The sequence below is a fragment of the Porphyrobacter sp. MBR-155 genome (assembly GCF_040547625.1).
GTDB lineage: Bacteria > Pseudomonadota > Alphaproteobacteria > Sphingomonadales > Sphingomonadaceae > Erythrobacter.
Map to the genome: position 1 here is coordinate 83,443 of NZ_JBEPQB010000007.1, position 15,202 is coordinate 98,644.

The 15,202-nt window shown below is 62.6% G+C and carries 16 protein-coding genes; 5 read left to right on the forward strand and 11 right to left on the reverse strand.

Going from position 1 to position 15,202, the window contains the following annotated elements; translation table 11 throughout:
* Window positions 1–2 precede the first annotated feature (2 nt).
* The 8 genes from ABIE62_RS09335 to mutM all read right to left on the reverse strand — a co-directional run bounded on the left by ABIE62_RS09335 (window position 3) and on the right by mutM (window position 7,309).
* Window positions 3–731 carry a ZIP family metal transporter gene (locus ABIE62_RS09335; RefSeq protein ID WP_354325454.1) on the reverse strand — a complete coding sequence of 243 codons (729 nt, stop codon included), beginning with the start codon at window positions 729–731 and terminating at the stop codon, window positions 3–5.
* 82 nt (window positions 732–813) lie between these two features.
* A complete protein-coding gene (locus ABIE62_RS09340) occupies window positions 814–1,989 on the reverse strand; it encodes a M48 family metallopeptidase (RefSeq protein ID WP_354325456.1) in 1,176 nt (391 codons plus the stop codon).
* A 59-nt stretch (window positions 1,990–2,048) separates the two neighbouring features.
* Entirely contained in the window at window positions 2,049–2,777 is a 729-nt protein-coding gene (gene dapB, locus ABIE62_RS09345; protein WP_354325458.1) for a 4-hydroxy-tetrahydrodipicolinate reductase, read from the reverse strand.
* A gap of 91 nt (window positions 2,778–2,868) precedes the next feature.
* On the reverse strand, window positions 2,869–3,642 hold the full coding sequence (locus ABIE62_RS09350; RefSeq protein ID WP_354325460.1) for a HesA/MoeB/ThiF family protein: 774 nt from the start codon (window positions 3,640–3,642) through the stop codon (window positions 2,869–2,871).
* Entirely contained in the window at window positions 3,639–4,082 is a 444-nt protein-coding gene (locus ABIE62_RS09355; protein ID WP_354325462.1) for a DUF983 domain-containing protein, read from the reverse strand. Before ABIE62_RS09355 ends, ABIE62_RS09350 begins: the two co-directional genes overlap by 4 nt.
* 78 nt (window positions 4,083–4,160) lie before the next feature.
* Window positions 4,161–5,564 carry a chromosomal replication initiator protein DnaA gene (dnaA, locus tag ABIE62_RS09360; protein ID WP_354325464.1) on the reverse strand — a complete coding sequence of 468 codons (1,404 nt, stop codon included), beginning with the start codon at window positions 5,562–5,564 and terminating at the stop codon, window positions 4,161–4,163.
* A 517-nt stretch (window positions 5,565–6,081) separates the two neighbouring features.
* Window positions 6,082–6,342 carry a 30S ribosomal protein S20 gene (rpsT, locus tag ABIE62_RS09365; RefSeq protein WP_354325465.1) on the reverse strand — a complete coding sequence of 87 codons (261 nt, stop codon included), beginning with the start codon at window positions 6,340–6,342 and terminating at the stop codon, window positions 6,082–6,084.
* Window positions 6,343–6,493: 151 nt separating this feature from the next.
* Entirely contained in the window at window positions 6,494–7,309 is an 816-nt protein-coding gene (gene mutM, locus ABIE62_RS09370; protein WP_354325467.1) for a bifunctional DNA-formamidopyrimidine glycosylase/DNA-(apurinic or apyrimidinic site) lyase, read from the reverse strand.
* Between the two features lie 71 nt (window positions 7,310–7,380).
* Between mutM and ABIE62_RS09375 the strand changes: the two genes are divergently transcribed.
* Both ABIE62_RS09375 and ubiB read left to right on the forward strand, forming a co-directional pair.
* Window positions 7,381–8,136 carry a class I SAM-dependent methyltransferase gene (locus ABIE62_RS09375; RefSeq protein WP_354325469.1) on the forward strand — a complete coding sequence of 252 codons (756 nt, stop codon included), beginning with the start codon at window positions 7,381–7,383 and terminating at the stop codon, window positions 8,134–8,136.
* Window positions 8,137–8,139: 3 nt separating this feature from the next.
* Window positions 8,140–9,702, forward strand: coding sequence for a 2-polyprenylphenol 6-hydroxylase (gene ubiB / locus ABIE62_RS09380; protein WP_354325471.1), 1,563 nt, complete (start codon window positions 8,140–8,142; stop codon window positions 9,700–9,702).
* Here the strand turns inward: ubiB and ABIE62_RS09385 are convergent.
* Window positions 9,699–10,091, reverse strand: a complete 393-nt coding sequence (locus tag ABIE62_RS09385) for a DUF4345 family protein (protein ID WP_354325472.1) — start codon at window positions 10,089–10,091, stop codon at window positions 9,699–9,701. The two genes, ubiB and ABIE62_RS09385, sit on opposite strands and share 4 nt — an antisense overlap.
* A gap of 201 nt (window positions 10,092–10,292) precedes the next feature.
* Between ABIE62_RS09385 and ABIE62_RS09390 the strand changes: the two genes are divergently transcribed.
* From ABIE62_RS09390 to ABIE62_RS09400, 3 genes are all read left to right on the forward strand, one after another.
* Window positions 10,293–11,951, forward strand: a complete 1,659-nt coding sequence (locus ABIE62_RS09390; protein WP_354325474.1) for a bifunctional phosphopantothenoylcysteine decarboxylase/phosphopantothenate synthase — start codon at window positions 10,293–10,295, stop codon at window positions 11,949–11,951.
* Complete coding sequence (gene dut / locus ABIE62_RS09395) at window positions 11,948–12,406, forward strand: dUTP diphosphatase (RefSeq protein ID WP_354325475.1); 459 nt, start codon at window positions 11,948–11,950, stop codon at window positions 12,404–12,406. The genes ABIE62_RS09390 and dut overlap by 4 nt, the downstream gene beginning before the upstream one ends.
* A 125-nt stretch (window positions 12,407–12,531) precedes the next feature.
* The gene (locus ABIE62_RS09400) at window positions 12,532–13,239 is read left to right on the forward strand and encodes an RBBP9/YdeN family alpha/beta hydrolase (RefSeq protein WP_354325477.1); all 708 of its coding nucleotides are present in this window, start codon (window positions 12,532–12,534) and stop codon (window positions 13,237–13,239) included.
* A gap of 84 nt (window positions 13,240–13,323) precedes the next feature.
* On the opposite strand, the gene ABIE62_RS09405 is transcribed toward ABIE62_RS09400, so the two are convergent.
* Both ABIE62_RS09405 and trpS read right to left on the reverse strand, forming a co-directional pair.
* On the reverse strand, window positions 13,324–14,031 hold the full coding sequence (locus ABIE62_RS09405) for a DUF4136 domain-containing protein (protein ID WP_454184807.1): 708 nt from the start codon (window positions 14,029–14,031) through the stop codon (window positions 13,324–13,326).
* 137 nt (window positions 14,032–14,168) lie between these two features.
* Window positions 14,169–15,188, reverse strand: coding sequence for a tryptophan--tRNA ligase (gene trpS, locus ABIE62_RS09410; RefSeq protein WP_354325478.1), 1,020 nt, complete (start codon window positions 15,186–15,188; stop codon window positions 14,169–14,171).
* Window positions 15,189–15,202 lie beyond the last annotated feature (14 nt).

Genomic DNA, 15,202 nt, shown 5'->3' on the forward strand with positions numbered 1-15,202 from the left:
GGTCAGCCGGTAATCCCCGAACCAATCAGCGCAACCATGAAACCGGCCACCGCGCCCATCGCCGGCATCCATTCGCCGTTGCCCTTCGCCTCGGGTGCGACATCTTCGAACACCAGATAGAGGATCCCTCCGGCAAAAAACGTCATCACGCTGCCCAGCACCGCGCTCTCAAGCGTAAAGACGAGGTAGCCGAGCGTTGCGGCGATCGGCCCGATCACGATGCACAGCAGCATCAATCGCAGGATATGCGAGCGGATGAAGCCGCCGTGGCTGTTGCGGACTTCGCGATAGGCGTTGAAACCCTCGGGCAGGTTTTGGGCAATCATCACTGCCGCCAAAAACAGCGCCATGGCCCGATTTTGGGTAATGACCGCGCCAACCACCACCGCTTCGGGAATGAAATCCAGGTTGAGCGCAACCAGCTGGCTGGCTGGCGTGCCGGAACGCTGCAGCGCCCGGTCAACCACCAGCGCCGCCGCGCCGCCCGCCACAAAGGTTCCCGCCGCAAGCCATACCGGCTGCGAATCAAGCCCATGCGGCACCAGCAGCAGGCCCACCGCGCCAATCAACGCGCCGCCGCCAAAGGCGATGACTGCGTTCTTCCACTTGTCTGACAGCACGCCGCCGCGAATTTCATCCAGACAGCCCAGCGCCGCGCCAGCAAAAGCGCTGAACCCGGCGACGGCTGTCAGCGCCAGTGCGAGCAGAAATGGGCCGGTCAGAAATGACATCCTATCGTGTTCCTTCCCCAGCGAGCCTGCCGATCAGCCACTGCGCTGGCTTCACCATGCATTGCACGAAGACCGCCCGAAGTTACTTTCCGTCCGTTTGACGGCTCGCGGCTTTCCATTCCATTGCCCGCAGCGCGCGCTTTTCCACCGAAGGGTGGGTGTAAAACAGCACCTCTTCCAGCGGGCTTGGCCGCGGGTAACGATACTCCGCCGTCTTCACCAGCGCGCTCGCCAGCGCATCGGGTTCGCCTACGGTTTCGAGCGAATACCGATCCGCCTCAGTCTCACCCACCCGCGTGAGGGTGTTGGTGAGCGGCGTGATAAGCAACCCGAGCACCGATCCCACCACAGCGAACACGGGCAGTCCGCGCGGCTCGCCGAGCCGGGCATCGCTCCCCAGCAATCGCGCCGTTGGCGCAAACAGGCGATTGAGCAGATAGAAGAACAGCATCGCCAGCAGCGGGAAGATCACCACGTAACGCCAGATATGGCCAAGCTTGTAATGCCCGGCCTCATGACCTGTCACTGCGCGCACTTCGGCAAGTGATGCCTCTTTCAGCGCCACATCGGAAATCGCGATCCGCGCGGTTGGGCCGATGCCGGAAACATTGGCGGTGAACCGTTCCGACTGGCGCGACCCGTCATACATGAAAATGCGGTCATGCGGGATATCGACATCATCGGCAATTCGCTCGAGCGCCGTGCGCACCTCTCCGGGGGGGACGGGTTTGTATTCGTTGAACAATGGTTCAATCAGGCTTGGCCCGGCGAGCAACATCAGCAACACCGTTACAGCAGCAAGCCCTCCACTCCATATCCACCAGCGCCGCCCGGTGCGGCGGATCAGGGTGTAGACCCCGGCCAGGAACAGCCCTCCGACCATGATTGTGATCGCTTCGCTGATCGCCACCTGCCCGAGGAAATCGCCCAGCGGTTGCTGCGACAGGTCGTAGTTTCGCTGGCGATGCCAATCGGTGAAAATGACCCACGGAAGGGTCAGTACTGCTGAAATCAGGAAGAACGCAGCGCTGACCGCGAAGGTGGAAACGAATGGTTTGCGCTGTTCCAACCGCTCAGCAACCCAGTCAAGCAGGCGCAGGCGCACCATGATCCAGGCGACCAACAAAGATACTGCGACCCCGGCGAACAGCAGCCAGTGATTGCCCGTGGTATAGGCCTCAGCCTTGGCCAGCGCCTCCGGCCCGAGGGTATCGACAAGTCGCGCGGCTTCTTGCGCGGGCGTCAAGGCGTGCGACATGATGATGGCTCCCAAGTGTGTTGTTTATCCAATACACCGGGTGCTGTGCCGGTCAAGCGTCACAGCCCCAGCACGTCGTTCATGCTGTAACGCCCGGCGGGCTTACCGATCAGCCATGCGGCCGCCTTCACCGCTCCGCGCGCAAAGATCATGCGGTCTTCGGCGTTATGAGAGATCGTCAGCCGTTCGTCCGGCCCGGCAAAGATCACGGAATGTTCGCCCGCCACCGTGCCGCCGCGCAGGGTGGCAAAACCGATTGCGCCTTCGCGCCGCGCGCCGGTCATGCCGTGACGGCCGCTTTCCGTATTGGCGGCCAGATCAATCTTGCGCGCTGCGGCTGCGGCTTCACCCAGCAGCTTGGCGGTGCCCGACGGCGCATCGACCTTCATCCGGTGATGCATTTCCAGCACTTCGATATCCCAATCCGGCCCCAGCCGCGCCGCCGCCTCCCGCACCAGATGCGCCATCAAGGTGATGCCTAGCGAGAAGTTGCCCGATTGCAGCACCGGCACCGCACTGGCGGCTTTGGCGAGCAAGACGAAATGTTCCTCCTGCAATCCGGTGGTGCCGATCAGAATCGGAATCCCCGCCACCTTCGCCGCGCCAAGATTGGTGGCCAGCGCGTCCGGCGCGGAAAAATCGACCAGCACATCGCATTGCCCCGCCAGCGGGCCGGGATTGCCCCCGGCATCCACGCCCACACGCATTTCGTGCCCCGCTTCGGCAATTGCCGCTTCCAGCGCCTGCCCCATGCGGCCTTTGTGTCCGATCACCCCGAATTGCAGCATATCCAAATCTCCGCTCGCCCAGAGCCTGTCGAAGGGCCGCTTTCCCCTTTAACAAAGGTCGCTCAAAAAGGGCAGCCCTTCGCAATGTGCGCTAAACAGCTAACCCACACCCCCGGCACCCCGCATCTTTGGCGATGCGGATCGTGCGTAGGCCCGGCGCAAGGCCGTCAAGGATATGCAGCCGCCCCCAGCCGGGATCGCCCAGCGCCGATGTGCCTGCCAGCAGCACCTTGACCGCTTGCAGTGCGGCAAAGCTGCCCGCCCATCCGGCCATCGCCCCCAGCATCCCGTCATCGGCGCAGGTATCGCAGTCCTCGGCATCAAAGGCATCACCGACAAAGCAGCGATAGCAGGCTTCACCCGGCAAATGCCCGGCGAAGGCGGCGACCTGCCCCTGAAACCGCCCGACGGCGGCCGACAGCAGCGGAACCCCTGCCGCCACGCAGGCATCGGACACGGCTAGCCGTGTGGCGAAATTGTCGGTGCCGTCGACCACCAGATCAACGCCCGCGATCAGGCTGGCGGCGTTTTCAGGCGTGATCCGCGCGTCGGACACGTCGACGGCCAGCGTATCGTCGAAATTGGCGAGCCAGCGCCGCGCCGATACCGCCTTGCCATAACCGACATCGCGGGTGGTGAAGATCGTCTGGCGTTGCAGGTTGCTGACATCAACCACATCGTCATCGACAAGGGTAAGCCTGCCGATCCCGCTTGCCGCCAGATATTGCAATGCGGGGCTGCCAATCCCGCCAAGCCCGATGATCGCGACGTGGCTGCCCGCCAGTCTGACTTGCCCCGCGCCGCCGACTTCGGGCAACACGATGTGGCGGGCAAAACGATCAAGCCGGGCGGGCGAGAGGGTCATGGTTCGTCCGTAGGCGCCCCAAGGGCAGGCGGGGCCGCGCGCCGTTCCTGCCGGAACGCGCCGATGCCGTGCCACCACAGGAACGCAATCACCGCGCCCTTGACCGGTTGCAGCATGGCGATCAGCATCACCACCGCCACCGGCAGGATAATCGCCAGCGTTGCCCAAGCCGACATGCCGAAGGTGCCGATCATCGCGATCACCACTGGCGCAAGCAGGTGGCCGACCACGAAGATGCCGATATAGGCCGGAAAGTCATCGGCCTGCTGTACCGACCAATCCTGCCGGCAATGCGGGCAGGCATCGACCGGTTTCAGCCATGCGCGAAACAATGCCGCCGCGCCGCAGCGCGGGCATTGCCCCTTTACGCCGCGCAACAGCGCCGGGAACGCGCTGGCGGGAAGATCGATCTGGTCGGGCGTAAGCGGTCGAGTGGGCATGGGCAGGCTGTTTACAACCTGCGCGCCGCCTGTCGAGCATTGTCTCTGCATTGCGCCGGAACGCACAATTGCAACTGTTCAGCTTTCCAGCTGGCGCAGCAGGCTGCGCACATCGCCGTCCATATCAGCATCGCGGGTGCGCAGGTCTTCGATCAGGCGCACCGCGTGGATCACGGTGGAATGATCGCGCCCGCCGAACTTGCGCCCGATTTCGGGGTAGCTGCGCGGGGTCAGCACCTTGGACAGATACATTGCCACCTGACGCGGGCGGACAACCGCACGCGCGCGGCGTTTGCTGCTCATTTCCGCGCGGTCGATGCGGTAGAACTGGCACACTGTGCGCTGAATCTCGTCAATGGTGATCCGGCGGCGGTTGGCCGAGAGGATATCGGTGAGCTGTTCTTCGGCCAGCTGAAGTTTCACTTCCTGCCCGGTCAGCTGGGCATAGGCGATCAGTTTGTTGAGGCCGCCAACCAGTTCGCGCACATTGCGGGTGATGGTGCGGGCGAGGAATTCGATCACATCATCAGGCACCGCAATCGCAGCAAAGCGGGTCAGTTTGGACACCAGGATTTTCTTGCGAAGCTCGATATCGGCAGGCTGGATATCGGCCACCAGCCCCATCGACAGACGCGAAAGCAGGCGCGGTTCGACGCCGTCGAGCGCCTGCGGGGCGCGGTCAGCGGCGAACACCAGCCGCTTGCCTTCGGCCAGCAGCGCATCGATGGTGTAGAGCAATTCTTCCTGCGCGCTCGCCTTGCCGATGATGAACTGGATATCGTCTACCAGCAGCAGATCAAAGCTGCGCAGCCGCGCCTTGAATTCGATGGTCTGGCTCGATTTCAACGCCTGCACGAATTCGACCATGAAACGTTCGGCCGAACAGTAAAAGATGCGCGCGCGCGGGTGGGTTTGCAGATAGGCGTGGCCGATGGCGTGCAGCAGATGGGTTTTACCCTGCCCGGTCGCCGCCTTGAGATAGAGCGGCGAGAATTGCGGCTGTTCCAGCGCGGCCATGCGCTGCGCTGCGTTGCAGGCCAGCACGTTGGCTTCGCCCGTGACAAATGCGGCAAAGGTCAGCGACGGATCAAGACCGACCGATGATGTGAAGCTGGCATCGCCCATCGCGCCTGCCGCCATCGCGATTGCCGATGCGCCGTCATTGGCGGGGCGGCGGCCATCGTCCAGCCGCAGTTCGGGCAGATGGCGGCGACCGGGATGCACCTGGATGTTGACGCTGCGCACTTCGCTGCGCGCGATTTTCCACGCCAGTTGCAGCCGATCATGGAATCGGTCACGCACCCAGTTGGCTGAAAATTCGGTCGGCAGATAGAGATCGAGCGTGCCGGTTTCGCGATTGATATTGCCAAGCTGGATCGGCTTGATCCACTGGCTGTGCAATTGGTGGCCCAGATCCTTGCGCAGGCCCTGACTGATATCAGACCAATCGGCGGCAAGGTTTACGGCTTCTGCGTCTTCCATCAGATGTTCATCCGCCTGTCGGCCGGATGTCCGTGCCTTGTCGATTTTGTGCACAATCTCGTCCCCAATCCATGCCTGTTCTGCGCGCCCCTATGGATCGCAGAATCATGCCTTCCCCATTGCGACAGGCAATAGTTTGCCTGCTCCGGAAACCGAGTTTCCGAAGCCCCCCCTGTCGGCCAGTTTGTTAAGGCCCGGTCTAATCCACACCGGACAGGGACTATCTAAAGAACTCCCTGCAGGTTTGCGCAAGCACGGACTTTTAAAAAAAGTGAAATATTCCTGTTGACTCGGCGCAATGCCGCAGACTTGCATTCAAGTGCATGAATTCACACAATAAGCGGGTGGGATACTGTGCGAATCGCGAGGAATCCTGACATTTGTGAGGGTTCGCCCTGTCACAATCGCCACAAACCAAAACGGGCCGCGCTGGTTGAGCGCGACCCGATTAGGCATTTGCATTTTTTGCAACCCGTAAACGCCCATTAAACAAGCTTACGCAGCTGCCCAAAACGAATCAGAGCGTGGCGACTCGGCGCGTCAGCCGCGACAATTTGCGCGCCACGGTGTTCTTGTGCAGCACGCCGCGAGCGACGCCGCGCGCCATTTCCGGCTGAGCGGCCTTGAGCGCCACGGCAGCGGCGTCTTTGTCACCGGCTTCGCAGGCCGATTCGACCTTCTTGATGAAGCTGCGGATGCGGCTGATGCGCGCACCGTTGATTTCGGCGCGGGCGGTGTTGCGGCGGATGCGCTTTTTGGCTTGCGGCGTGTTGGCCATAATTCGTGTCTGTCTCGCGTTTGGTTCTAGCCGCCTGAGCGGGCCGGGAAAACTGTTCGGTGTGCTCGAAAATAAGGGGTCGGACGCATGGCCCTACCGCCGGAAAGCAGCGCGCATAGTCGCTGATGCGCGCAAGGTCAACGTTTCTCCCCTACTTCTGGCAGATCGGGCAGTACCATGTGCTGCGTCCGCCCTGCGCGATACGGGCGATTACCCCGCCATCATCGCTGTGGCAGGCCTGCCCTTCGCGGCCATAGACATCAAAGCTGCTGGCGAAATAGCCAAGCTCACCATCGGGTTGGGTGTAATCGCGCAAAGTCGAACCGCCAGCGCGGATTGCGGCGTCGAGCACGTCGCGGATCGCGGGCACCAGCCGTGCCAATTGCGGCCCCGATACCTTGCCCGCGGGCCGGGTTGGGCGGATACCGGCGCGCCACAGCGCCTCGCACACATAGATATTGCCGAGCCCCGCCACGATCCGCTGATCGAGCAGGCACAGTTTGATGGACTGGGTTTTTCCCGCCAGCGCGGCCTTTAGATGCGCCGCCGTCAACCCCGGCCCCAACGGTTCGGGGCCAAGCGCGGCGAATTGCGGCCAGGCATCCAATGCATCTGTTGCCAGCAGATCGACCGAACCAAAGCGGCGCGGATCGCATAGGGCAAAGCGGTGGTCGGCGGTTTCCAGCAGCAGGTGGTCGTGGGGATCAGAGGTTTCGGGATCGATCCGCCAGCGCCCGCTCATACCCAGATGGAAAATCATCGTCGCATCGCGGTTCAAATGGATAAGGCCGTATTTCGCCCGGCGCGAAAGGCCGGTCACTTGCGCTCCGGACAACATCTGCACCAGATCGGCGGGGAAGGGGCGGCGCAGATTGGGGCGGTTCAATGTGACGCGGGTGATCCGTGCGCCATCGAGGAACCGCGCGAGGCCACGCACCGTTGTTTCGACTTCGGGGAGTTCAGGCATTGCAAACTTCGCACATGGGAACCCCTCTAACACCCTTTGCGCCCGGCTCAATTCCCTCTAGGGAACGCCGCATGACACAGAGCACTGACGATACCGTTTCCTTCGGCTACACGCAGGTCACGCCTGAGGAAAAGACCCGCAAAGTGGGCGAGGTTTTCTCCAGCGTCGCGCGCAAATACGACATCATGAATGATGCCATGTCGGGCGGGATGCACCGGCTGTGGAAGGATCGTTTCGTCAAGCGCGTGAAACCGCAGGCGGGTGAGCAGATCCTCGATATGGCGGGCGGCACCGGCGACATCGCGTTTCGCATGGCGGAGCGCGGCGCGCATATCACCGTTGCCGATATCAATCAGGATATGCTCGACGTGGGCGCCGAACGCGCGCTGGAGCGGGGCTTGGGCGAGGACGATGGCAGCCTCGTCTTCACCTGCCAGAACGCCGAGGAAGTGAACTTCCCCGCCAACACCTTCGATGCGTACACCATCGCGTTCGGCATCCGCAACGTCACCCATATCGACCGCGCGCTGGCCGAGGCGCTACGCGTGCTGCGACCGGGCGGGCGGTTTTTCTGCCTCGAATTTTCGACCGTTGAATGGTCGGGGCTGAAACAGGCCTATGATATCTATTCCGAACACCTGCTGCCGCGCATGGGGCAGATGATTGCAGGCGATGCGGATTCCTATCGCTATCTGGCCGAATCGATCCGCAAGTTTCCGCCGATGCCCGCGTTTGAAGCGATGATCCGCAGCGCCGGCTTTGCCAATACGCGGGTCGAACCGATTATGGGCGGGCTGGTGGCGATCCATTCGGGGTGGAAGATTTAACGCGTGACAAGTTCCGCAACGCATCTCTTCCGCCTCGCGCGCTGGGGCGTAACGCTGGCGCGCCGCCGGGCGCTGGTGGGGATCGAGAATGATCCCAACGCGCCCGCAACGCTGCGCCGTATGGTGCGGCTGGCGCGGCTCGCCACGCTAACCGGTAAACGCGGCACGCCCGATTATGCCGGAGCGTTCCGCGCCATCGGCCCGGCGGCGATCAAGCTGGGGCAAAGCCTCGCCACCCGGCCCGATCTGGTGGGCGAGGAAGCGGCGAACAACCTGCTGTCCTTGCAAGACAGCCTGCCGCCGGTGCCGTTTGCCGACATCAAGGCGGCGATTGAGGGCAGCTTTGGTCAGCCGATTGACAAGCTGTTCGCGGAAATCGACCCCGAACCGGTCGGCGCGGCGTCGATCGCGCAGGTGCACAAGGGCATCACCACCGATGGCCGCAAGGTCGCGATCAAGGTGCTGCGCCCCGGCATCCGCGAGAAATTCGCGCGCGACATCCAGACCTATGAATGGGCCGCCGCGCATCTTGAAGCGATGGGCGGCGGGGAGGCCGAGCGTCTGCGCCCGCGCCTGACTATCGCCAATTTCAAACGCTGGACCAATTCCGAACTCGATCTGCGGCGCGAGGCCGCCTCTGCCAGCGAGCTTGCCGAACAGATGGCGGGCGTGCCCGGTTATCGCATTCCCGGCATCGACTGGGATCGCACCAATGGCCGGGTGCTGACGATCGAATGGATCGACGGGATCAAGATCAGCCGGGTCGATGAATTGCGCGCGCGCGGGCACGATCTTTCCGCGCTGTCGGAAAAACTGGTCATCAGTTTTCTGACGCAGGCGATCAGCGCCGGATTTTTCCATGCCGATATGCATCAGGGCAACCTGTTCGTCGAGGATGACGGCACTATCGCCGCGATTGATTTCGGGATCATGGGCCGGATCGACCGGCGCGCGCGGCAATGGCTGGCAGAGATTCTCTACGGCCTGACCACGGGCAATTACCGGCGGGTCGCAGAAATCCATTTCGAGGCGCAATATGTGCCGAGTTATCATTCGGTCGGTGAATTCGCCACGGCTCTGCGCGCGGTGGGTGAACCGATGCGCGGCAAGCCGGTAAAGGAACTCAGCGTCGGCCAGATGCTCGACGGATTGTTCGCGATCACCCGTGATTTCGATATGCAGACCCAGCCGCACCTGCTGCTGCTGCAAAAAACGATGGTGATGGTCGAAGGCATCGCCACGCAGCTGAACCCCGATATCAATATGTGGGACACCGCCGCGCCTTACGTGCGCAGCTGGATTCGCGACGAGTTGGGGCCGGAGGCCGCACTGGCAGACCGGCTGAAACAGGATACCGAGACATTGTTCCGCCTGCCCGGCCTTATCCGGCGGCTGGAGGAAAAATTCCCGCCCAAAGGCGGCGCCCCCGAACCGCCGCCACTGCCTGAAATCCCGCTGCTCACCGACCGCAGCCAAGGCGCGGGCGGAGGCTGGATCGGCTATTTCATCGCCGGGCTGGTCGGCGCAGGCGCGGTATGGGGTGCGACGGTGGCGGGGCTGCTTTAGGGTGAGGGTTTAATCTTCTCGGGCAGCACGCGGCTGCCGATCAGCGCAAGGATCACCGATACGGCCTCCACACCCATGGGCACGAACCACCCGTCATAGGTGCCATCAAACACCACACTGATGCTGCGCCCGGCAAATGCAATCGCCATCAGAGCTGCGGCTACCAGCAGCGCCCCGCCATTGCGTTTCCACGCACCCAGAAGGAACGCTCCGCCCGCAACTGCGAAAAATGCGGTGAGATCCGCCCTGATGCTCGCCATGCCCTGCGGGCCCAATGCGGTGATGCCGAAATCGCCCCCGGCGGTGCCGGGGTTGGTCAAAAACCCGAAACTCATCGAAACAAACAGCACGCCCAACAGGGCGAGCACAATGCGCAATGCAAAAATCATGGATCAATCCCCTTCACGCACCAGCTTATGGCTATCACGCGCTTTATACCAGCGCGTTGAAACAGGCTCATCGCGCTTTGGTATAAGCACAATATTAACCACCGTGGAGCATGACGTTTGCTGGGCTTGGCGTGACTGGGGCAGGGCGCTAGGGAGTGTGTGACGCGCCGGACCAGCGGGGCAACAAGGAGTGTGACGGGAATGGGCGCAGCGGGACCAAAGGTTCTGTTGGTCGTGGGCGGCGGGATCGCGGCCTACAAGGCCTGCGAACTGGTGCGCCTGATCCGCAAGGGTGGCGGCGATGTCACCTGCGTCATCACCAAGGGCGGGCAGCAATTCGTTACCCCGATGGCGCTCGCCGCGCTCAGCGAAAATCAGGTTTACACCAATCTGTTCGACCTCAAGAACGAGGCCGAGATGGGGCATATCCAGCTCAGCCGTGAAGCGGATCTGGTGGTGGTGTGCCCGGCAACGGCTGATCTGCTCGCCAAGATGGCCAGCGGGATTGCCGATGATCTGGCGACCACGTTGATCCTTGCCACCGACAAGCCGGTGATCGCGGTGCCCGCGATGAACGTGCGGATGTGGGAACACGAAGCGACCCAGCGCAATATCGCCGTGCTGAAATCGGCGGGCGTGTCTGTGCTCCACCCCGATGAAGGCCCGATGGCCTGCGGTGAATTCGGCTACGGCCGCCTGCCTGAACCGGGCGCGATCTGGCGTGCGATTGCCGATCATCTCGGCATCGATGTGCCCGCACCCACCGCCCTGCCGCGCCCGGAAATCCCGGTCGAAGCGCTTGAGGGCGATGAAGATGGCGGGGACGATGGCACCGGCGATGCGGCCATGCCTGAGGGCGCGCTCAGCAGCTTCTTTTCGCGGATCATCCCGCGCTCAACCGCCAAGCGCAGTCACGAGGAAATCGAGGCCGAATACGAAGATTTGCCGCCGCTTGATGAAGGCGATCTTCCCCCGCCCGAAGAAGAACCCGCGCCCGAGTTTGCCCCCGATCTGGGCGGCCCGTTGCTGGCGCGGAAGGGGAGCGCTAACGCCGCCCCGCCGATCGACATTGGCGCAATCAACCACGAGGTGGACCCGCGCAAAACCGCCCCCGAACCGATCGCCCCTGCCACGCCCGACGAGATCGAGGCGGTGCTGGGCGAGGTGCCTGAAGGCGCCGATTTCGGCATCGCCGCATCGCACCGCCCGCTGGCGGGTCGCCACGTGCTGGTCACTGCCGGGCCGACCTGGGAAGCGATTGATCCGGTGCGCTATATCGCCAACCGGTCGAGCGGGAAGCAAGGCTTTGCCATTGCCGCCGCCGCCGCCGCTCTGGGCGCGCGGGTGACGCTGGTGGCGGGCCCGGTCGCGTTGAAAACCCCGGCTGGGGTCAAGCGACTGGACGTGGAAAGCGCGCAGGAAATGGCCGAAACGGTCAAGCGGTCGTTGCCTGCCGATGTCGCGGTGATGGTGGCTGCGGTGGCCGATTGGCGGCCCAAGGAATATCGCGGCGAAAAGATCAAGAAGCGCGGATCGGCTCCGCCCGCGCTGATGCTGACCGAAAATCCCGACATCCTGACCAATCTCGCGACCGGTGCCAAACGCCCCGGACTGGTGATCGGCTTTGCTGCTGAAACCGAAAACGTGATCGAAAACGCCAAGCAGAAACGCAAGCGCAAGGTGGCCGACTGGATCGTTGCGAATGATGTTTCGGGTGACGTGATGGGCGGCGACATGAACCGCGTGCATATCGTCAGCGCCGAAGGGGTCGAAACGCTCGACGAAATGCCCAAGAGCGCGGTCGCGATGGCGCTGGCCGAACGCATCGCGGCGGCGTTCCGGGCGGAAGCTGCCGAATGAGTTCACCTGTATTCGTCGAGGTGAAACGCCTGCCCCACGGCGAGGGCCTGCCGCTGCCCGCCTATGCCACATCGGGCGCGGCGGGCATGGATGTGGTCAGCGCCGAGGACGTGGTGATCACGCCCGGCGCGCGCCATGCGGTGGCGACCGGATTGGCAGTCGCAATCCCGCAAGGCTTCGAAATTCAGGTGCGCCCGCGATCAGGGTTGGCGCTCAAACACGGGATTACCGTCCCCAACACCCCCGGCACGATCGATTCTGATTATCGCGGCGAGCTGAAGGTGATCCTGATCAATCTGGGCAACGAAGCCTTCACGATTCAACGCGGCGACCGCGTCGCGCAACTGGTGCTCGCCCCGGTGGTGCAGGCGGCGTGGGACGAGGTCGCCGAACTGGACGCAACAGATCGCGGCGCAGGCGGGTTCGGCTCGACCGGGGGGCACGCCAAGCTGTAATCGGCTCGCCGCAAAAAATCTCACGGCCTGCCGCAAGTCTATTGTCAATCAATTCAATTGAATTATCTCTCCTGCTGTCGGACCATACGTATGGACGGTCGTTTACGCCCTAACAGGAGCAGGAAATGACCCACAACTTTGAACTCGACGCTGACCGGCTCGGTGACGATCCGCTAATCCTCATTATCCCGGGTCTTGGTAACAGCAACGAACACCATTGGCAGTCCTATTGGGAAGCAAAAATCCCGGATTGCGAGCGCGTTGATCTCGGGATGTGGGACGATCCTCATCGCAACACCTGGGTCAACAAGATCAATCTCGCGGTTCATCGTGCGCAGCGCCCGGTGATACTTGTGGCGCACAGCCTTGGGTGCCATGCGGTGGCATGGTGGGCGCAATACGAACAGCCTGAACAGGGCAATCCAGTCGTCGGCGCGCTGCTCGTAGCCCCGCCGGATGTCGAGCGCGAAGGTGTCGATGCGCGGCTTGCCCGCTTCGCTCCTGTGCCGCGCCAGACCTTGCCGTTTCCCTCGTTCCTCGCCGCGAGCGAGAATGACCGCTATTGCGCGCTGGGGGTGGCGCGCGGGTTTGCGACCGATTGGAGATCGAGCTTCGCCTATGCTGGCTCCATCGGCCATATCAATGCGGATTCCGGAATCGACGACTGGGCCTTTGGGCAGGTATTGCTGGCCCAGTTGTTTCGCGAGCATCGCAATCGCCACAGCGCGTCGCGCGGCACCGGAGCAGGGCAAGTGCGACGTGCCCACTCGCGTTTTACGCGCCTGCCGCGGGCTCACAGTGCGCAGCGCAGCGATCACCACGCCGAACGCTGATTCCCGCGCGTCGGCGCAGGACAACAAAAAAGGCGGCGCCGATCTCCCGGTGCCGCCTGTTTGTCCCCTTTCAGGGAATTATTATCAGTAGCCGCCGCTATCATCCGGGGCGGGGCGCACGGTCTTTTCGTCATCCTTGATGGTAATCCGCACAACCTCACCCGAAGAACCGGGAAAATCGGTAAACATTGCATCCACCAGATTGGGGACGAGGTTGGGCAGGCGGTTTGACCGCGATACGGCTTCGGCCTTACCTTCGAACAGGCGCTGACCATCGGCAGTGCGATCAATCTTCACGTCGATCCCGCTGGTGTAAACTGTGTAGCTGCGCACCCCGCCTCCACCGAGATAGGGATCGTACAGGCCATACGCATAGCCGCGATGATGACCGAACCCGCCAAAGCCACCAAACCGACCGAAGCCGCCATAGCCGCCATAGCCGCCGTAACCACCATAGCCGCCATAGTCGGAACGAACGCGTTCTCGCCCGTTATCCACCCCGTAATCGAAGCGTACCAGCATATTGGCGGTTTCAGGGGAAGATGCACGGTTGTAACCGATGCGCTCCAGTTCTTTCGCGACCATATCGGCATAGAGCGAGAATTCGAGTCCGCCAGCCAGCTTGGGGTCTTCCGCGACCACGGCAAAGGTCTGCCCTTGCGGCGCAGGTAATGGCACCGCGAAACGCGATACCTCCGCCTTGAACGGGGTGGCACAGGCCGACACGCCGAGCACAAGGGCAAGCGGCAGGCCGAGGCGGGCGAGAGATTTGATCGAGGACATAGCGGTCATAATGACACAACCCTTGTATTGGCGCCAGTGCGACAACGGCATTGGTGCTTGAACGCGATATCATATCTTTAAGTCATGAACGGCGATTGAACATTGGCCGTGCACACGCCTCGCTTCGTCGCGGTGCGCGAGCAATATCAGTGCCGCACCAGCCCCAAGGCGCGGTAGGCTGCGCTCAGCGTCGGCGCTCCGCGTTCGCGCGCCTTGGCCGCCCCGCGCGCAAGGATTGCGTCCAAGGCTTCGCGGTCGTCTTTCAACGCCACGAATCGTTCGCGAATCGGGCCGAGCGTTGCGACCAGCAAATCCGCCAGCGCGGGCTTGAAACCGCCGAAACCCTGTCCGCCATATTGGCTGAGCACCTGCGCCGCCGATTGCCCTGACAGCGCTGCATAGATGCCAACCAGATTGCGCGCCTCTGGCCGGTCAGCCAGCCCGGCTTCTTCGCTGGGCAGCGGTTCGGGATCGGTTTTCGCCTTCTTCACCTTTTGCGCCATCGTGTCGGCATCATCCGACAGGTTGATGCGGCTCATGTCGGACGGGTCAGACTTCGACATCTTGGCACTGCCATCGCGCAAGCTCATGATCCGCGCGGCTTCGGCGGGGATGATCGGATCGGGCAGGGTGAAGATCGGCGCGTCCTCCGTCCCGAAATCATTGTTGAATTTTTGCGCAATGTCGCGGGCGAGTTCGAGATGCTGTTTCTGATCCTCGCCCACCGGCACGTGGGTCGCCTGATACAGCAGTACGTCGGCGGCTTGCAGCACGGGATAGGTGAACAGCGCCACCGATTGCCCCTCACGGTTCTTGCCGGCCTTGTCCTTCCACTGGGTCATGCGGTTCAACCAGCCCATGCGGGCGGTGCCGCTCAGCAGCCATTGCAGTTCGGGGTGGGCGGGAACCTGCGCCTGATTGAACAGGATCGTCTTGTCGGGATCAAGTCCGCAAGCAACCAGCGTGGCAACCAGTTCGAGCGTTGAAGCAGCGAGATCAGCCGGATCGTGCGGCATCGAAATCGCGTGCAGATCAGCGATGAAAATCAGGCACTCACCCCCGGCGGCATGGGCGTCATCCTGCAACTTCACGTAATTGCGGATCGCGCCGAGATAATTGCCAAGGTGGGGCTTGCCCGTGGGCTGGATGCCGGAAACGACGCGCATGATTTGTCCTGCTT